The organism is Nocardioides sp. B-3 (assembly GCF_024703895.1).
Lineage (GTDB): Bacteria > Actinomycetota > Actinomycetes > Propionibacteriales > Nocardioidaceae > Nocardioides.
The window spans coordinates 889,074-905,884 of the sequence record NZ_CP087968.1 but is presented as its reverse complement, the minus strand read 5'-3'; the positions used below and the strand labels follow the sequence as shown (position 1 = coordinate 905,884).

The 16,811-nt window shown below is 70.6% G+C and carries 18 protein-coding genes, 1 tRNA gene and 4 pseudogenes; 15 read left to right on the top strand and 8 right to left on the bottom strand.

Annotated features, from left to right (window positions below; genetic code table 11):
- Positions 1–262: 262 nt before the first annotated feature.
- The 4 genes from LP418_RS06075 to LP418_RS06060 form a co-directional block, all read right to left on the bottom strand.
- Positions 263–574 (bottom strand): helix-turn-helix domain-containing protein, encoded by a 312-nt coding sequence (locus tag LP418_RS06075; protein WP_257955626.1) that lies wholly within the window; start codon positions 572–574, stop codon positions 263–265.
- A gap of 99 nt (positions 575–673) precedes the next feature.
- Entirely contained in the window at positions 674–952 is a 279-nt protein-coding gene (locus LP418_RS06070) for a hypothetical protein (protein ID WP_257955625.1), read from the bottom strand.
- On the bottom strand, positions 930–1,676 hold the full coding sequence (locus tag LP418_RS06065) for a sensor histidine kinase (RefSeq protein WP_257955624.1): 747 nt from the start codon (positions 1,674–1,676) through the stop codon (positions 930–932). The genes LP418_RS06070 and LP418_RS06065 overlap by 23 nt, the downstream gene beginning before the upstream one ends.
- On the bottom strand, positions 1,558–2,292 hold the full coding sequence (locus LP418_RS06060; protein ID WP_257955623.1) for a hypothetical protein: 735 nt from the start codon (positions 2,290–2,292) through the stop codon (positions 1,558–1,560). Before LP418_RS06060 ends, LP418_RS06065 begins: the two co-directional genes overlap by 119 nt.
- 780 nt (positions 2,293–3,072) lie before the next feature.
- On the opposite strand from LP418_RS06060, the gene LP418_RS06055 reads away from it, so the two are divergent.
- Genes LP418_RS06055 through LP418_RS06045 form a run of 3 tightly spaced genes read left to right on the top strand, consistent with a single transcriptional unit; the run spans position 3,073 to position 4,282 of the window.
- Complete coding sequence (locus tag LP418_RS06055) at positions 3,073–3,474, top strand: LuxR C-terminal-related transcriptional regulator (RefSeq protein ID WP_257955622.1); 402 nt, start codon at positions 3,073–3,075, stop codon at positions 3,472–3,474.
- A gap of 20 nt (positions 3,475–3,494) precedes the next feature.
- Positions 3,495–4,043, top strand: coding sequence for an inositol monophosphatase family protein (locus LP418_RS06050; RefSeq protein WP_257955621.1), 549 nt, complete (start codon positions 3,495–3,497; stop codon positions 4,041–4,043).
- Complete coding sequence (locus tag LP418_RS06045) at positions 4,025–4,282, top strand: inositol monophosphatase family protein (RefSeq protein WP_257955620.1); 258 nt, start codon at positions 4,025–4,027, stop codon at positions 4,280–4,282. Before LP418_RS06050 ends, LP418_RS06045 begins: the two co-directional genes overlap by 19 nt.
- A 77-nt stretch (positions 4,283–4,359) precedes the next feature.
- On the opposite strand, the gene LP418_RS06040 is transcribed toward LP418_RS06045, so the two are convergent.
- From LP418_RS06040 to LP418_RS06030, 3 genes are all read right to left on the bottom strand, one after another.
- A complete protein-coding gene (locus tag LP418_RS06040) occupies positions 4,360–4,815 on the bottom strand; it encodes a hypothetical protein (protein WP_257955619.1) in 456 nt (151 codons plus the stop codon).
- A 5-nt stretch (positions 4,816–4,820) separates the two neighbouring features.
- A complete protein-coding gene (locus LP418_RS06035) occupies positions 4,821–5,039 on the bottom strand; it encodes a hypothetical protein (RefSeq protein WP_257955618.1) in 219 nt (72 codons plus the stop codon).
- 74 nt (positions 5,040–5,113) lie between these two features.
- Complete coding sequence (locus tag LP418_RS06030) at positions 5,114–5,728, bottom strand: lytic transglycosylase domain-containing protein (protein WP_257955617.1); 615 nt, start codon at positions 5,726–5,728, stop codon at positions 5,114–5,116.
- Positions 5,729–5,841: 113 nt separating this feature from the next.
- On the opposite strand from LP418_RS06030, the gene LP418_RS06025 reads away from it, so the two are divergent.
- From LP418_RS06025 to mfd, 3 genes and pseudogenes are all read left to right on the top strand, one after another.
- Positions 5,842–6,093, top strand: coding sequence for a hypothetical protein (locus LP418_RS06025; protein WP_257955616.1), 252 nt, complete (start codon positions 5,842–5,844; stop codon positions 6,091–6,093).
- A 173-nt stretch (positions 6,094–6,266) separates the two neighbouring features.
- A complete protein-coding gene (locus tag LP418_RS06020) occupies positions 6,267–6,533 on the top strand; it encodes a VOC family protein (protein ID WP_257955615.1) in 267 nt (88 codons plus the stop codon).
- A gap of 134 nt (positions 6,534–6,667) precedes the next feature.
- A pseudogene (mfd, locus tag LP418_RS06015) lies at positions 6,668–10,150 on the top strand (transcription-repair coupling factor).
- Here the strand turns inward: mfd and LP418_RS06010 are convergent.
- Positions 10,122–10,451 (bottom strand): hypothetical protein, encoded by a 330-nt coding sequence (locus LP418_RS06010; protein ID WP_257955614.1) that lies wholly within the window; start codon positions 10,449–10,451, stop codon positions 10,122–10,124. The pseudogene mfd and the gene LP418_RS06010 sit on opposite strands and share 29 nt — an antisense overlap.
- A gap of 55 nt (positions 10,452–10,506) precedes the next feature.
- Here LP418_RS06010 and LP418_RS06005 point away from each other — a divergent pair, with 55 nt between their 5' ends.
- The 9 genes and pseudogenes from LP418_RS06005 (at position 10,507) to LP418_RS05965 (ending at position 16,744) form a co-directional block, all read left to right on the top strand.
- On the top strand, positions 10,507–10,854 hold the full coding sequence (locus tag LP418_RS06005) for a hypothetical protein (protein ID WP_257955613.1): 348 nt from the start codon (positions 10,507–10,509) through the stop codon (positions 10,852–10,854).
- Positions 10,847–11,506, top strand: a complete 660-nt coding sequence (locus LP418_RS06000; protein WP_257955612.1) for a MazG family protein — start codon at positions 10,847–10,849, stop codon at positions 11,504–11,506. Before LP418_RS06005 ends, LP418_RS06000 begins: the two co-directional genes overlap by 8 nt.
- Positions 11,507–11,621: 115 nt before the next feature.
- Positions 11,622–12,900 (top strand): annotated as a pseudogene (eno, locus tag LP418_RS05995) (phosphopyruvate hydratase).
- 163 nt (positions 12,901–13,063) lie between these two features.
- Positions 13,064–13,540, top strand: a complete 477-nt coding sequence (locus LP418_RS05990) for an FtsB family cell division protein (RefSeq protein ID WP_257955611.1) — start codon at positions 13,064–13,066, stop codon at positions 13,538–13,540.
- A pseudogene (locus LP418_RS05985) lies at positions 13,537–14,038 on the top strand (DUF501 domain-containing protein). The gene LP418_RS05990 and the pseudogene LP418_RS05985 overlap by 4 nt, the downstream one beginning before the upstream one ends.
- Entirely contained in the window at positions 14,035–15,498 is a 1,464-nt protein-coding gene (locus tag LP418_RS05980; RefSeq protein WP_257955610.1) for a Ppx/GppA phosphatase family protein, read from the top strand. The pseudogene LP418_RS05985 and the gene LP418_RS05980 overlap by 4 nt, the downstream one beginning before the upstream one ends.
- Before the next feature lie 104 nt (positions 15,499–15,602).
- Complete coding sequence (locus LP418_RS05975; protein WP_257955609.1) at positions 15,603–16,121, top strand: glycine cleavage system protein R; 519 nt, start codon at positions 15,603–15,605, stop codon at positions 16,119–16,121.
- Positions 16,118–16,525: pseudogene (locus tag LP418_RS05970) on the top strand (peptide deformylase); the annotation flags it as partial. The gene LP418_RS05975 and the pseudogene LP418_RS05970, both read left to right, overlap by 4 nt.
- A gap of 145 nt (positions 16,526–16,670) precedes the next feature.
- Positions 16,671–16,744 (top strand) — tRNA-Leu (locus tag LP418_RS05965).
- Positions 16,745–16,811 lie beyond the last annotated feature (67 nt).

Here is a 16,811-nt window from a genome sequence, read left to right as displayed (position 1 = left end):
GCCTCGACGGACGGGCGGAGCCACCGATTGCTGCGCGTGCGTGGGTGTTCAGCGTCGACGATCTGGTCGTGGTGCGCGACCCGCTGAGTGGGGGGCAACGGCAGGCCGCTGACCAGATCGCCGACTGGGGGCACAGTGACTTGCGCCATCTGTCCCCCCTTTCCGACCACGCTGAGCAGTGCGTCGAGCCTAGGATCGGCTGCCCGAGTCGGGCATGCCTGCAATTGCGGCATAGAACTGCGTGTTCAGCGGGCCATGTGGATCAGGAGCTGCGGACCCACCCGACGTGGTGGGCCAGTCCCACGGCCGCCAGCTGCGAGGAGACCTCGAGCTTGCCGAGGATCGACTTCACCTGAGTGCGCACCGTCGCCTCTGACACCACGCTGATGCGGGAGATCTCGCGCACGCTGTGGCCATCGATCAGCTCACCCGGGATCTCCCGCTCGCGCGTGGTGAGGAGCTCGAGTCGGCGCCGCATGTCATCGGTGACCATCCGTTCGCTGCGCCGGGCGTCGAGCAGTCGCTCCAGCTCGTCGGACGTCATCACCGGCAATCCCCGGTGGAGTCGGCGCACCGTCGCGAGTGTCTCCCTGGAGGGGACGACCCTTCGACAGGATCTTGCGCGCACCCTGCCGGACGCACGCTCCCCACCGACCCCGGTCGGTCGAGGCCGTCACGACGACGACGTTGGCGCCGGCGCGTGCCGGGGAGCGATCAGGGTCATCCCGTCACCGAAGCGGCCGAGGTCGAGGTCGAGCAGCACGATCCGTGCGTTGCTGCGCAGCGCCGTCGACCGCAGCGTGGCCATCGACCCGCCGACCTCGGGCAGTGCGAGTCGCCGTACGTCATAACCCTCGAGTGAGAGCGCCAGCTCCGGGGACTCGGCGAACAGCGTGTGGTCCTCGATGATCAGGACCCGCGTGCGGGGTCTAGTGTCCTGATTCGCGGACATGACCCTCCTCCGAACGGCGGGCAGCCGGCAGCTTGATGACGAACGAGGAACCCCGCGCGGCACTCGGCTCGGCCGGGGTCAGCGTGCCGCCGTGCCCCGTGACCAGACGCCGGGCGACGCTGAGGCCGATGCCCTCTCCCGGGGAGTCGCTGCCATGGACCCCCCACTCGAAGATTCCTTCGCGTGCTTCGGGGGCGACGCCGGGACCCCGGTCGGTGACGGCGATCTCCACCCGGCCCGCAGCACTGGTGACCGCGACCCGACTGTTCGCGCCGCCATGCGTGGCCGCGTTGTCGAGCAGGATGTTGAGGGCCTCGGCGACGTCGTCGGGACAGGCGTGGACGGCCGCCCCTCCACTCGGCTCCCACTCGACCTTGCGGCCTCGTGCGCGGTGCGCCTGGAGGAGTACGTCGACGGTGGAGTCGAGGTCCACCGGACCGGGGCTCGCGGCAACCTGCGGGTTCACCGGGCGTTCGAGGCGGTCGAGCTCCGCACCGATCGAACGCTCGAGACGAGCCCTCGTCGGGGCGCCGATGGTCTGGTCGTCGAGCAGCCGGAAGGCGCTCGCGGCGCCGGCCACCATGCTGCGGATCTCGTGCAGCTGCTCACGGCTGCCGCGCAGGTTGGACTCGATCTCCAGCAATGACCCCTCGAGCCCGATCGAGCGCCGGTGCTGGGTGGTCAAGGAGTCGCGGAGCAGCTGGAAGGTGGCGCCGGCCCACACGGCGGCTGCCCCGACGAGCGCTGCGGCGGCGGCCGAGTCGGCAGCCTTGGGCATCGAAGGCTCCGGAGCGGGCGGCATGCGCGACACCGACCGAGATGACGGTCAGGGCCAGCCGGTGACGTGCCCATGCGAGCTGGCTGTGATCGCGCAGCACCAGCCGGGCGATGCCCAGATGTCCGAGGACGATCGCGACCGCCACGACGCCGGAGGCCGGCGCCGAGGAGCTCAGCGGTGTCTCGACGTGGGCGAGCACGTGCATGAACATCAGTGCAGTCGCCAGACCGGTCCCGAGCAGGAGCGGCCGCGGGTTCCGGACGGCTCGTGTGCCGAGGACCATCAGGGCCAGCACCAGCGCGGTCGCGAGCAGGTCGACACCGCTGCTCATCAACTGCGTGCGCGCGCCCGAGACGGGCTCTGCCGAGTCGTGGCCCGACGCGACCAACACCTGCGTCGGCAGCACCACGAGGGCAGTCACGGTCCAGCTCTGTCGCATGCTGGGCGTCGTGAGCCAGTGGAAGTAGAAGAGCAGCGCCGCGATCAGCAGCAGCGCCCCGGCCATGACACCGGCGATGAGTGCTGCCGTCTCCACGAGTCGTGGGTCGCGTGTCGTGGCCAACACCACGACGACGGGTGCCCCCTGACATGCCCGCGGCCAGCAATCCCTCTCGCCAGCCGGTGTAGTTCTTGTTGCTCGAAATGTCTTGTCGCACGAATCCACGCCCCATAGCCCCTAGTGCCGAGACAAGGCCTTCCCCGCCTTGTCAAGACTCCTTCTCAAGTGATCACCCGGACCACCCGTCAACGGTGCGCTCCCCCGAGGGCCGCTCAACGAAATGTAGGTCTCATCTTGCACTGACCCACTCGATCATCAACTGATACCCAATTCTGAGCAATGGTGGGCTAGACGGGCGGGGCGGGTTGACCAGCGGGCGTGGCGGCATCCCCAAATCGGTGGACGTCGGAGTCCTCCGGGCTTGCAGGGTGATGGCTCGGGCATCATGCGACCAAGGGCCGTGACCGAGGAGGCCCCTGCGCCGTGGGAGGTCGTGGATGCGCACAGGTCAGGTGGAGGCGAGGCCGATGGATTCGAAGTCTCTGGCCAGTGTGGTCGTGATCATGTGCCGGTTGCAGCTGATCGCGCAGGCGGTCGCTGCGGCCCTAGGTGGACGCGGCATCGAGGCAGAAGCCGTGGCGTGGTCCGCGGGGGCGCATCGCGCCACTCACGAATTGACCGGTTCCGACGTGGTGGTGCTGTTCGACGACCTCGAGGACCGCGACTCCATGGCGGCCACGATGAGGCTCGTCTCAGCGTCCCCGGCGCGCTTCGTGGTGTTGACACATCGGCCCGAAGGGGCGGCCCGGGGGCGGGATACTGGCCAGCGGCGCGGTCGCCGTGATGCCGAGCGAGTCGACCCCGGTCGAGGTGGACACGGCCGTGGCGCTCGTGCAGCACGGTGGTTCGCCCGTCGACGAGATGCAGCGCGAGCGACTGGCGGGCGAATGGTTCAGATGGCTGTCCGAGGACGACGCCCTGCGCCGTCGGCTGGCCACGCTGTCGCCTCGCGAGCGAGAGGTCCTCGAGCTGTTGGCCAACGGCCACACGGTGAGCGACATCGTCAACGACATCCGTATCGCCGAGACCACCGTCCGCAGCCACATCAAGTCGATCCGTCGCAAGCTCGAGGTCAGCTCGCAGCTGGCCGCCGTGGCCGCGCTGCACCGGCTGGGCGGTGGTTCGTTGATCGCCTTCGACCGACCCCGCACGCTCCTGCCCAGTCCCGGGCGGTCACGGGACTGAGCACCCCATAGTCTTCTTCCGTGACTGACGCGACCACGGACCCCTCCACCCTCGACGACCACGCCTTCGCTGTCTGGGCGGCCGAGCAGGCCGGTGAGGTCCTGCTGCAGGTCCGCGCCGGGAGTGGGCTCGAGGGAAAGGCCCTGAAGGACGCCGGCGACGCCGCGGCCCGAGAGCTGCTCGCTCGCGTCCTCGCCGAGCACCGCCCGGACGACGCCGTGTTGAGCGAGGAGGCGACCGACGACAAGGCGCGCCTGAGCGCCGCCCGCGTCTGGATCATCGACCCCCTCGACGGCACCCGCGAGTTCTCCGAGCCCCCGCGCGACGACTGGGCGGTCCACGTCGCGCTCTGGGAGGCATCCGCTCCCGGTGACGGCCTCACCGCCGGGGCCGTCGCCCAGCCCGCGCTCGGGGGAGACCTTCAACACCGGTGCGCCCAGCGCCGTACCCCCGCGCACGTCGACCCGGCCTCGCATCGCCGTGTCCCGCACCCGCCCGCCTGCCTTCGTCGAGGGCGCTCGCCGCCGAGATCGATGCCGAGCTCGTGCCCATGGGCTCGGCCGGCGTGAAGGTGATGAGCGTCGTGCGCGACCTCGCCGACGCCTACGTCCACGCGGGCGGGCAGTACCAGTGGGACAACGCCGCTCCCGTCGCGGTGGCTCGCGCCGCAGGCCTGCACTGCTCGCGCGTCGACGGGTCGCCGATCGTCTACAACGAGGACGACACCTCGCTGCCCGACCTGATCGTGTGCCGCCCCGAGCTGGCCGAGCAGATCATCGAGTTCGTCAAGCGCCACGGCACGCAGTGATCACAGGGGCGGCTGTGCCGACCCCAGAATGACGATGACCCGGCAGGGGCAACCTGTCGGGTCATCGCGTGTGTGTGTCAGTAGGTGTACGTGTACCAGACGTCGCTGTAGGTCACGAACTGGGCGTTCCCTGGGGACCGTGATCTTGAAGAAGAGCTTCGAGGAGCCGCGCCCGGGGCGGGGAGGCGCACCTGGAAAGTGCTCTTGCTGGTGGTCTTGATCGTCTTGAACTTGACGTACCGCTTGCCCTTCTTGACCTTGATCTTGACCTTCTGGTTCTTGTAGTCCGGCTTCACCTTGCCCTTGATGGTCATCCGGGCCTTGGCGTTGTCGATCTTGACATCGCGCACGACGGCGACCGTGAAGGGGGCGGACTCGCTGGCGACGTAGTTGTCGTCGTAGGTCGAGGTCGCGGTGTAACCGCTGTAGACGACCTTGTAGCTCGTGTTCATCGTCGGCTTCACGTCGTAGAACGAGCTGTAGGGGGAGGTGCCCGTGGCGACCGGTGCCCGGGTGGTCGAGCCGGCCGGCATCGCCATCAGCGTCGAGGTGCCGTCGTAGACCCCCGGCCGTTCGCATCGTTGACGTCGACGTTGACGGAGATGTCGTCGCCGTAGACGACCCGGGTGTAGCTGGGCGCGGCCACGGTGGTGGTGGCCAAGGTTTCGGTGGCTTGGCTCGGCGCGGCGATCGCGACGGGCGTGAGGCCGAGGAGGCCGGCAGTGATCGTGCCGACGATGAGACGGGAGGTACGCATGTCCCCGTGATTCCCTTCAGGTGGTGGTCGTGACATCGCGTGTACTACCCAGTCGAATCGCGGACAAACCTCGCCTACGGCAGCGCCTCGGGGTGTTTCTCGAGATAGTCGTCCACGGGCACCGGCCGGCGCGAGGCGTAGCCCTCCTCGAGCCACACGCTGCCGCGCGCGGTGAGGTAGTAGACCTGCCACGCGTGATAGCCGAGGAACGCCCGCGGCCTCCGCTGCAGCACCTGCGCGTGCAGGCTGACGCCCCGGACGTACGCCGATGAGTTGTTGTAGCGACGAAGGGCGGCCGCCTTGTCGCGACCGAAGCCGTTGGACCGCAGCAGGCGCGCGGCGGCGAGGATCGCGTCGTGCGGATCGTTGATGTCCCCGCCCCGGCCGTAGATGTCCCACGTGGTCGGCAGGAACTGCATCGGCCCTTGCGCGCCCGCCACCGAGGTGCCGCGGATCCGGCCGAAGACGGTCTCGACCGGGTTGATCGCGGCGAGGTACTCCCAGCCGACGCCGTACCGCCGCTCGGCGTCGCGGTAGAAGCGCTTCAGGTCGGCCGCCGGCGCCGGCGAGACGATCCGCCACGCCGGCAGCTCGTCGGCGAGGTCCGCGGGGCTGGTCGGGTGCATCGAGCGGAAGGCGAGCCGGGCTGCCACGTTGTCGCGTACGTCGCGTCGCCACCTCTGCGGCATGCGACTCAGCACGCGGTCGAGCCATCGTGGGTGGGCGCTGACCGCCCGGATCGCCAGCTGCTCGCGGTGTCCGGCCGGGGGCGAGCTCGTCCGCTGAAGACGCGGGATCGTCGATGACGCGCAACGCCGCCTTGAGGGTCCGGGCCGCGTCGACCGGGTCGACGGGGCTGCGCGGGACGACGGGTCCGTTCGGTGACGCCTCGGCCGTCGGCACGGCCGTCGGCGTACTGCTCGACGGATCGGCCGATGCGCTCGCTGATCCGGCCTCGCTCGCGGGGGCGTCGCCCTCGGCGCAGGCGGGCGCCCCGGCCGGGACGAGGAGTACGGCGATGGGCCAGACGACACGGGTCACCGTGGCAGCGTAAACGGCGTTGCCCGGTGTCGGTGGTCAGTGGAAACCTGACCGGCATGACCTCCCTCGTCTCGCACACCACCGTCGACTGCGCCAACGCCTACGAGCTCGCCGAGTGGTGGAAGCAGCTCCCCGGGCTACGTCGACATCGAGGGTGACCCCAACCTGCCCGGTCACGAGGAGTGCATGATCCGCGACGCGGAGACGGGGCACGCGATCCTCTTCATCGAGGTGAAGGACACCAAGAGCGGCAAGAACCGCGTCCACTTCGACCTCCGGCCGCGAGCGGGCACGCGGGACGACGAGATCGAGCGGGTGCGTGGCCTCGGCGCGACGGAGGTCGGCGACCACCGCGGGCAATACGGCCCCGGCACCGGTTGGGTCGTGTTCGCAGATCCGGAGGGCAACGAGTTCTGCATCCTCCGCTCCGAGGCGGAGGCAGCGGCCTCGTAGACTCTCGCGAGAACCCCCACCCGTTTCCGGTTGGGGGTCTGTCCGCGTTCGACCCCGGAGGTTCCGTGCCGCATCCCCCCCCGCTGACCGCGGTCGCCGACGCCGTCCTCGGCGGTCCGGTGCTGGCCGAGGCGATGTCCGAGGCAGGGCAGGTGCGCGCCCTCGACCTGACCGGTCCGGCGGCGGTGCGACCGCTGGTGGTGAAGGGCCCGGCCGACGCCGGACGGACCGTGCTGGCGGTGACCGCCACTGCCCGCGAGGCCGAGGACCCGGTCGTCGAGCTGGGCGACCCGGGTCGACCCCCGCGACCGTGGCCTACTACCCGTCCCGGGAGACGCTGCCGCACGAGCGGCTGAGTCCCCGCAGCGACACCGTCGGGCGCCGGCTGGCCGTGCTCCGGCGACTCAAGCACCCCGGCACCGACGCCAGCAACGGACCGCTGCGGGTGATCGTGGCGCCCGTCCGATCGATCCTGCAGCCCCGGGTCAAGGGCCTCGCCGACCTCGCACCCGTCGAGCTCACCAAGGGTGCGACGGCGGCGCTGGGCGACGTCGTGCGCGGGCTCGCGGACGCGGCCTACTCCCGAGTCGACATGGTCGAGAAGCGTGGCGAGTTCGCCGTCCGCGGCGGCATCGTCGACGTCTTCCCACCGACCGAGGAACACCCGCTGCGAGTGGAGTTCTGGGGCGACGAGGTCGAGGAGATCCGCTCCTTCTCGGTCGCCGACCAGCGCACCGTCGAGACCCTCGATCGCCTCTGGGCGCCGCCGTGTCGAGAGCTGCTCCTGACCGACGACGTACGCCGACGTGCGGCCGAGCTCGGCCGGGCGCACCCGCAGCTGCTGGAGCTGACGGACAAGATCGCGGCAGGCATGGCGGTCGAGGGCATGGAGTCGCTCGCCCCGGTGCTCGTCGATGAGATGGAGCTCCTCGTCGACCTGCTGCCGGACACCACGACCGTGCTGGTGCTCGACCCCGACGCGCGCGCACCCGGGCCCACGACCCGGTCGCGACCAGCGAGGAGTTCCCGGGCGCGAGCTGGGCCGCCGCAGCCGGTGGTGGGCAGTCCCCGATCGACCTCGGTGCCGCGTCCTACCGCGAGGTCGCCGACGTGCGCGGCAACGCCATCGAGCGCAACCTCGGCTGGTGGACGGTCAGTCCGTTCGGCATCGAGTCGGTCGAGACAGACGTGGACGTCCCGGGGGGCCCGTACCCTCGAGAGCGCTGTCGGTGCAGGCCGCCGAGGCCTATCGCGGCGACATCGACAAGGCGATCGCCGACATCCGTGGCTGGCTGGCCGCCGGCTACCGCGTGACCGTCGTGCACCCCGGCCACGGCCCGGCCGAGCGGATGGTCGAGGTGCTCGCGGAGCACGACGTCGCGGCCGCGTTCTCCGACGTCGATGTCGCGGGTGACGCCAGCGTCGTCACCGTCACCACCGGTGGGCTCGTCAGCGGTTTCGTCGACCCCGAGACGCGGATCGCTGTGCTGACCGGCGAGGACCTCTCCGGCCAGAAGGCCTCGACCCGCGACATGCGCAAGATGCCGACGCGGCGCAAGAAGCAGATCGACCCGCTGGAGCTCAAGGCTGGCGACTACGTCGTGCACGAGCAGCACGGCGTGGGCCGCTTCGTGGAGATGCAGCAACGCGTCCTGCACGGTGCGACCCGCGAATACCTCGTCCTCGAATACGGCTCCTCCAAGCGCGGCGCGCCCGCCGACAAGCTGTTCGTGCCGGCCGACACGCTCGACCAGATCACCCGCTACGTCGGCGGCGAGCAGCCCAGCCTCGACAGGCTCGGTGGTGGCGACTGGACCAAGCGCAAGAACCGCGCGCAAGGCCGTCCGCGAGATCGCGGCCGAGCTGATCAAGCTCTACGCCGCCCGGCAGGCCACCAAGGGCCACGCCTTCGGTCCCGACACCCCGTGGCAGCGCGAGCTCGAGGACGCGTTCCCCTTCCACGAGACGCCCGACCAGCTGACCACCGTCGACGAGGTCAAGGCCGACATGCGCCGCACCGTCCCGATGGACCGCCCGGGTCTGCGGCGACGTCGGCTACGGCAAGACCGAGATCGCCGTCCGGGCGGCGTTCAAGGCCGTGCAGGACGGCAAGCAGGTCGCCGTACTCGTGCCGACGACGCTGCTCGTGACGCAGCACCTCTCGACGTTCTCCGAGCGGATGAGCGGCTTCCCGGTCGTGCTCAAGGGGCTCTCGCGCTTCCAGACCGACAAGGAGGCGCGCGAGGTCGTCGCGGGGCTCGCGGACGGGTCGGTCGACATCGTCGTCGGGACGCACCGGCTGCTGAGTCCGGAGATCAAGATGAAGGACCTCGGGCTGATCGTCGTCGACGAGGAGCAGCGCTTCGGTGTGGAGCACAAGGAGCAGATGAAGCGGATGCGCACCAGCGTCGACGTGCTCTCGATGAGTGCCACGCCGATCCCGCGCACGCTCGAGATGGCCGTCACCGGCATCCGCGAGATGTCCACGATCACCACCCCGCCGGAGGAGCGGCACCCGGTGCTGACCTACGTCGGGGCCTATGAGGACCGCCGGGTGATCGCCGCCGTACGCCGCGAGCTGCTGCGCGAGGGACAGGTCTTCTTCATCCACAACCGGGTCAACTCGATCGAGAAGGCCGCCGCCCACATCCGCGAGCTGGTGCCCGAGGCACGCGTTGCGACCGCGCACGGCCAGATGGGCGAGCACCAGCTCGAGCAGGTGATGCTCGACTTCTGGGAGAAGCGCTTCGACGTGCTCGTCTGCACGACCATCGTGGAGTCCGGGCTCGACGTCTCCAACGCCAACACGATGATCATCGAGCGCGCGGACACTCTCGGCCTCAGCCAGCTGCACCAGCTGCGTGGTCGGGTGGGTCGCTCGCGCGAGCGGGCCTACGCCTACTTCCTCTACCCGGCCGAGAAGCCGCTGACCGAGACGGCGCACGAGCGGCTGGCGACGCTGGCCCAGCACTCCGACCTCGGCGGCGGCATGGCGATCGCCATGAAGGACCTCGAGATCCGCGGCGCGGGCAACCTGCTCGGCGGCGAGCAGTCCGGCCACATCGCCGACGTCGGCTTCGACCTGTACGTCCGACTCGTCGGCGAGGCGGTCTCGGACTTCAAGGGCGAGAGCGCCGAGGAGCTCGGCGAGATCCGGATCGAGCTGCCCGTCGACGCCCACCTGCCGCACGGCTACATCCAGTCGGAGCGGCTGCGACTGGAGATGTACAAGCGGCTCGCGGAGGTGCGCTCCGACGACGACGTCGACCTGCTGCGCGAGGAGATGGTCGACCGCTACGGTCAGCCGCCGATCGAGGTCGAGTCGCTGCTGATCGTGGGCCGCTTCCGCGCCCCGCGCCCGCCGGGCCGGGGTCAGGGAGATCACGGTCGCGGGCAAGAACGTGCGCTTCGCACCGGTCGACCTGCCCGACTCGCGGGTCGTGCGGCTCAACCGTGTCTACCCCAAGAGCATCGTCAAGGCACCCGTGAGCACGATCCTCGTGCCCCGCCCGCAGACCGCGGTGATCGGGGGGAAGCCCATCGACGGGATCGCCCTGCTTGAATGGGCCCGGCACGTGATCGAGGACATCATCGATCCGCCCGCAACCACGTCGTGATCCCGGAGTGAAAATCGTGAGCAACCCCCGTCTGCTGCCCGTCGTCGTCATGGGTCTGTCCGCGCTGCTGCTCAGCGGCTGTGCCGGCAGCGCCTCGCCGGGCGTCGCGGCCCGGGTCGGCGACGAGACGATCAGCTCGTCGCGGGTCAGCGCCGCGACCGAGCACATGTGCACGGCGCTCGAGCCCCAGTTCGAGAGCGAGGGCCGGGTGGTGCCGATCGGCGCCATCTCGCAGTTCGTGGTGCGGGTGCTCGCCCTCGGCTCCCCGGGCCGAGCAGATCGCCGAGGAGCACGAGATCACGCCGTCCGCGGCCTACGAGCGCGACGTCGCCGAGCGCACGCGCGCGGCCGCCGCGATGCCGGAGGAGGCGCGCGAGGACTACATCGAGCTGATGAGCACCCGGGCCTACGCCAGCGACATCCTCGACCGGGTTGGTCGCGCCAAGCTCGCCGAGGAGGGCTTCACCGAGCCGACGCTCGACCGGGTCACCCGGGCCGGCTCCGACGTCTTCACCATCTGGCCCGACGTCCACGGGATCGAGGTCGACCCGAAGCACGGCCTCGAGCTCACCGACGGGTCGTTGGTCCCGAGCGACACCAACCTGTCCCTTGCGATCAGCGACGAGGCCAAGTCCGGGCTCGCGGCCCAGCCCGATGCCGCCTACGCCAACTCGCTGCCCAACAGTCAACGCTGCGGTGGCTGAGGGCGACCACCTCGTCGAGTTCGTCGCAGTCATGCGGCGGCTGCGGGCCGAGTGCCCGTGGAAGGCCGAACAGACCCACCGCTCGCTGGCGCGCTACCTCCTCGAGGAGGCCCACGAGACGCTCGAGGCGATCGACTCCGGCGACGCCGATCACCTGCGCGAAGAACTCGGCGACCTGCTGCTGCAGGTCTACTTCCACGCCGAGATCGCCAGCGAGACCGGCCAGTTCACCATCGACGACGTCGCCGCCGGCCTGACGGAGAAGATGAAGCGCCGCAACCCGCACGTCTTCGGTTCTGCTGGGTCCGACCTGACCGCCGAGCAGGTCAACGACCAGTGGCAGCAGGCCAAGGCCGACGAGAAGGAGCGGTCGTCCGTCACCGACGGTCTGCCGCCCGGCCTGCCGGCGCTGCTGTACGCCGACAAGGTGCTCGACCGCCTGTCGCGTCTCGACGAGCGGCCGGACCGTCGGACGTCAGACGGGACGTCCGACGAGGCGGTGGTCCGAGCAGCCGGATCGTCGGACGTCTTGCAGCAGCGGTTGGGGGAGCGGCTGCTCGACCTCGTCCGGGAGGCGCGTGCGGAGGGTGTCGATCCGGAGCAGGCGCTGCGCGACGCCGTACGCCGAGAGATCGACGCCGTCGAAGGGTGATCGTGGCCATCCGTCCGCCTGTGCCGATTCTCATGCAGGTTGGGGGCTGACTGACACCTGCCTCGTCGGGTCTAGGGTGAAGCCACTCGTTCTTCGACCCACAGGAGCACCCTCCATGGCATCCATCGCAGCCGTCGGCGCCCGCGAAATTCTCGACTCGCGCGGCAACCCCACCGTCGAGGTCGAGGTCCTGCTCGACGACGGCGCGTTCGGTCGCGCCGCGGTCCCCAGCGGTGCGTCCACCGGTGCCTTCGAGGCCGTGGAGCTCCGTGACGGCGGCAAGCGCTACCTCGGCAAGGGGGTCCAGAAGGCCGTCAAGGCCGTCGCCGAGGACATCTCCGGTGCCATCGTCGGTCTCGAGGCCGACGACCAGCGCCTCGTCGACCGGGTGATGCTCGACCCGGACGGCACCCCCAACAAGGCCAAGCTCGGCGCCAACGCGATCCTCGGCGCCTCGCTCGCGACCGCTCGCGCCGCCGCCGAGTCGGCCGGCCTGCCGCTGTTCCGCTACGTCGGCGGTCCCAACGCCCACCTGCTGCCCGTCCCGATGATGAACATCGTCAACGGTGGCGCGCACGCCGACTCCAACGTCGACGTGCAGGAGTTCATGATCGCCCCGATCGGTGCGGCCACCTTCGGTGAGGCGCTGCAGCACGGTGCCGAGGTCTACCACGCGCTCAAGGCGGTGCTGAAGAAGAAGGGCCTCTCGACCGGGCTCGGCGACGAGGGTGGCTTCGCGCCCGACCTCGCCAGCAACCGCGCCGCCCTCGACCTGATCGCCGAGGCGGTCAAGAGCGCCGGCTTCAAGCTGGGCAAGGACATCGCCCCCGGCCATGGACGTCGCGGCGTCGGAGTTCCACGACAAGAAGAAGTACGCCTTCGAGGGCAAGAAGAAGACCGCCGACGAGATGATCGCCTACTACGCCGAGCTCGTCGACGCCTACCCGATCGTGTCCATCGAGGACCCGCTGGACGAGGACGACTGGGACGGCTGGAAGGCCATGACCGACCTGCTCGGCGCCAAGACGCAGCTCGTGGGTGACGACCTGTTCGTCACCAACGTGGAGCGGCTGCAGCGCGGCATCGCCGGCGGCCGGGGCAACGCCATGCTGGTCAAGGTCAACCAGATCGGCTCGCTGAGCGAGACCCCGGACGCGGTCGACCCGGCCCACCGTGCCGGTTTCCGCAACATGATGAGCCACCGCTCCGGCGAGACCGAGGACACCACGATCGCCGACCTCGCCGTCGCGACGAACTGTGGCCAGATCAAGACCGGGGCCCCGGCCCGGTCCGACCGCGTCGCGAAGTACAACCAGCTCCTGCGCATCGAGGATGAGCTGGGTGACGCGGCTCGCTACGCCGGAGCGGCCGCATTCCCGCGATTCAAGGGCTGAGCGGGGCAGACTGCTCCACATGGCTTCCCCGCCCCCCACTCAACGACGCAACCCTCGGGGCGGGCCCGGTCGCAGCACGCGGCCGGGCACCCGCACGAGTCGGTCCGAGCGTGGTACGCCGCGCGCTCGGCCGGCTTCGGCGCGCCTGACCGACTCCGGGTCGATGCCGGCGGTCGGTGCGGCAGCCGGGGCGACCCCGCGTGGGCCCCGCCTGACCGGTCGCGCCGCCGTGCTGGTGCTGGTGCTCGCCGTACTCACCGTGTCCTATGCGTCGTCGTTGCGCGCCTACATCCAGCAGCGCTCCCACATCGGCGAGCTCAAGACGGCGATCGCCGAGCGCGAGACGGCCATCAACGCGCTCGAGCGCGAGAAGCAGCGTTGGCAGGACCCGGCGTTCGTGAAGGCGCAGGCACGAGCCCGCTTCGGCTACCTCATGCCCGGCGAGACGGGGTTCCCGGTGCTGGACGAGAACGGGAAGCCGCTCGAGAGCCGGGCGGCGCTGAGCGACCCCGACGAGGTCATCAAGACCGTCCCGACCGCCCGGTGGTCGGATGCCCGGGCCTCGGTCGAGCTGGCGGGCAACCCGCCGGCGCCGACGGAGGGCCCGGCGAGCGAGATCGACGGCGTGGCGGGCCAGTGATCGACTCCTCCGACGAGGCCGCCATCGCGGCCCAGCTCGGGCGCGAGCCCCGCGCCATCCACGACGTCGGCCACCGCTGCCCGTGCGGCAACCCGGACGTCGTGACCACCGAGCCGCGCCTGCCCAACGGCACGCCGTTCCCCACGACCTTCTACCTCACCTGCCCCCGCGCGGCCTCCCGCATCGGCACCCTCGAGGGCTCAGGCCTGATGAAGGAGATGCAGGACCGGCTCTCCGAGGACCCGGAGCTCGCCACGGCCTATCGCGCGGCCCACGAGTCCTACCTCGAGTTCCGTGGGTCCCCCGGCCCGAGACTCCGGCCACGACGTCCCCGAGATCGAGGGCATCTCCGCGGGCGGCATGCCCGATCGGGTCAAGTGCCTGCACGTGCTCGCCGGCCAGTCGCTGGCGATGGGCCGCGGCGTCAACCCGCTCGGCGACGAGGTGCTCGACCTGCTGGGGGACTGGTGGGAGTCCGGCCCCTGCGTCTCGCCATGACCACCGTCGCTGCCATCGACTGCGGCACCAACACCATCAAGCTCCTCATCGGTGAGCGCACCGAGGACGGTCTCGACGTGCTCGTGCGCGAGTCGCGGATGGTCCGGCTCGGGCAGGGGGTCGACGCCACCGGTCGGCTCGCCGAGGAGGCGCTCGTGCGCGCCTTCGCCGCGATCGATGCGTACGCCGACCTGATCACCGAGTACCGCGTGGAGTCGATCAGGTTCTGCGCCACCTCGGCGACCCGCGACGCCAGCAACGCGGCCGAGTTCCGTGCCGGCGTGCTGGCGCGGCTCGGGGTCGAGCCGGAGGTGCTGACGGGCGACGAGGAGGCGGCCGTCGCCTTCGCCGGTGCCATGAGCAACGTGCCGGACGAGACGCCGCGGCCGATCCCGGTCGTCGACATCGGCGGTGGCAGCACCGAGGTGGTGCTCGGCGACGACACCGGGGTGCTCGCCGCGAAGTCGATGGACATCGGCTCCGTCCGCCTGCACGAGCGCCACATCCGCCACGACCCGGCCACCCGCGAGGAGATCGAGGCCGTCGTCCGCGACATCGACGACCAGCTCGACGCCTCAGGGGTCGACCTCGCCGCGGCTGCCGCGGTCGTCGGGATCGCCGGCACCATGACGACGGTCGCGGCCGGAGTGCTCGACCCGGCGGCGTACGACCCGGCAGCGATCGACCGGTCGGTCCATGCGGTGGACGAGGTGCACTCGTACGTCGATCGGCTGGTCGCGATGACGGTCGCCGAGCGGCTCGCGCTGGGCTACATGCACCCCGGCCGCGCGGACGTGATCGACGCCGGCGCGCTGATCGCGTCGAGGGTGCTGCGACGCACCACCGTGGCCGAGCTGCTGGTCAGCGAGGCCGACATCCTCGAGGGAATCGCTTTGGTCCATGCGGGCCTGAGGCCGGTTCGTGGGCATACTGTCGGTATGACAACGGAGTTCGGCGCCACCTTCCTGCGTACGGCACTGTCGCCGGACCGCGTGTGCGAGGCCGTCGACCGGGTGATGGGCCAGCGCCCGGACCTCGGGCCGATGGGTGCCGGGCCGGGCCGCATGCTCGCCAAGATCACCGCCGGCATCGAGTTCGGATCGTCGTACGGCGAAGCGCTGGCCGGCGAGGAGCTCGCCTTCCGGGTCATGGTGCCGGCCCGGGCCGACGTCGACCTCGACGTGGCCGTGGACCGCCTGCGTTTCACCGCCGACGTGCTCGTGCCGCTCGAGGTGCGGGTCACGATCGACGAACCCCTGACGCTCGTGTGGACGGTCACGCCGCCGCAGCCGGACGAGGTGAGCCTGACCGTCAACACCGACACCCGGGCGGGCGGCGCTGCTGCTGCGGGTGGCCAACTTGGACGACGAGCTGCGCGCCTTCGTGGTGCGGGTCGTCGAGAAGGAGCTGGAGAAGCCGCACGTGCGGCGGGCGACGAGGATCGACTCCGGGCGAGGTGATCGACGGCGTGTGGCCGCACGTCGCCGAGCAGGTGCTGCCCGCCGGTCCGGATCCTGTCCCCGACCCTGTCCGGGATGCCGCCACCGCCTGACAGAATGCCGGCGTGACCCTCCTCGCCATCACCGTCCTCGGCCACGACCGACCCGGCATCATCGCCGAGACGACCGAGCAGCTGGCGGGGCTGGGGCTGAACCTCGAGGACTCCTCGATGACGCTGCTGCGTGGACACTTCGCCATGACCCTCATCTGCGCCGGCGACGGCAGCGCAGCGGTCGTCGAGCAGGCCCTGTCACCGCTGGCGGCCGACGGCACGCTGACCGTCACCGTGCGCGAGGTGCCCGAGGAGCACGCCGACCGGGCGCCGGGGTCGGCGTGGGTGCTGACCGTGCACGGCGGCGACCGGGCCGGCATCGTGTCGACCGTCGCCCACGAGATCGCGCAGGTGGGAGGCAACATCACCGACCTGACGACGCGGCTCGCGGGCGAGCTCTACCTGCTGATCGCCGAGCTCGACCTGCCCGCGGGCGCGGATGTGCCGGCCCTCGAGGCCGCGCTCAAGGACGCGGCGCAGCGGCTGGGAGTCGGCGTCACCCTGCGCGAGGCCGAGGCCGACGACCTGTGATCAACGAGCTGCTCTCCGCCCGGCGGGTGGAGGACCTCGGCGTCGACGGGCGCGTCCTCGACGTGGTCCGCGCGCCCGCCCCGGTGCTGTCGGGCGACGGTGCGCGGGTGGACCCGACCTCGGTCGAGATCGTGCAGCTGGCGGCCGACCCGGTCGCCACCATGCGCGTCTCACCCGGCTGTGTCGGACTGGCCGCACCCCGTGTCGGGGTCGGCGTGAAGGTGTTCTGTGTCGACGTCTCCGAGCACCCCAAGACCCGCGATCACCACGGCACCTTCGTCCTCTGCAACGCCGAGGTCGTCGAGTCCTCGCGCAACGAGAAGGCCCGGGAGGGCTGCATGAGCGTCCCCGACTTCACCGGTGACGTGAAGCGGGCAACCCGCGTCGTCGTACGCGGGGAGCTGCCCGGCACCGGCGAGCAGGTGCAGCTCGAAGCCAACGCGTTCGAGGCGCGCGTTGCAGCACGAGATCGACCACTGCGACGGCCTGCTCTTCCTCGACCGGGCCGCGGGGCGCGCACGCCATCTACGCTCGCAAGACCTACCTGTAGCCCCGATATCCCAACCGGCAGAGGAAGCGGTCTTAAAAACCGCGCAGTCTGGGTTCGAATCCCAGTCGGGGCACCTCACGTGAAAGGGGAACATCGGGCCCTGCTCGCACGTTTGGATCAGTGGCTGCCGAGTATGGTTG

Excerpts from the sequence above, each read along its gene's own strand:
- LP418_RS06070 (WP_257955625.1), bottom strand. The coding sequence starts at position 952 with ATGTCCGCGAATCAGGACACTAGACCCCGCACGCGGGTCCTGATCATC.
- LP418_RS06055 (WP_257955622.1), top strand. The coding sequence starts at position 3,073 with ATGCCGAGCGAGTCGACCCCGGTCGAGGTGGACACGGCCGTGGCGCTC.
- LP418_RS06045 (WP_257955620.1), top strand. The coding sequence starts at position 4,025 with ATGGGCTCGGCCGGCGTGAAGGTGATGAGCGTCGTGCGCGACCTCGCC.
- LP418_RS06040 (WP_257955619.1), bottom strand. The coding sequence starts at position 4,815 with ATGCCGGCCGGCTCGACCACCCGGGCACCGGTCGCCACGGGCACCTCC.
- LP418_RS06035 (WP_257955618.1), bottom strand. The coding sequence starts at position 5,039 with ATGCGTACCTCCCGTCTCATCGTCGGCACGATCACTGCCGGCCTCCTC.
- LP418_RS06030 (WP_257955617.1), bottom strand. The coding sequence starts at position 5,728 with ATGCCGCAGAGGTGGCGACGCGACGTACGCGACAACGTGGCAGCCCGG.
- LP418_RS06025 (WP_257955616.1), top strand. The coding sequence starts at position 5,842 with ATGACGCGCAACGCCGCCTTGAGGGTCCGGGCCGCGTCGACCGGGTCG.
- LP418_RS06020 (WP_257955615.1), top strand. The coding sequence starts at position 6,267 with ATGATCCGCGACGCGGAGACGGGGCACGCGATCCTCTTCATCGAGGTG.
- LP418_RS06005 (WP_257955613.1), top strand. The coding sequence starts at position 10,507 with ATGCCGGAGGAGGCGCGCGAGGACTACATCGAGCTGATGAGCACCCGG.
- LP418_RS05990 (WP_257955611.1), top strand. The coding sequence starts at position 13,064 with ATGCCGGCGGTCGGTGCGGCAGCCGGGGCGACCCCGCGTGGGCCCCGC.
- LP418_RS05980 (WP_257955610.1), top strand. The coding sequence starts at position 14,035 with ATGACCACCGTCGCTGCCATCGACTGCGGCACCAACACCATCAAGCTC.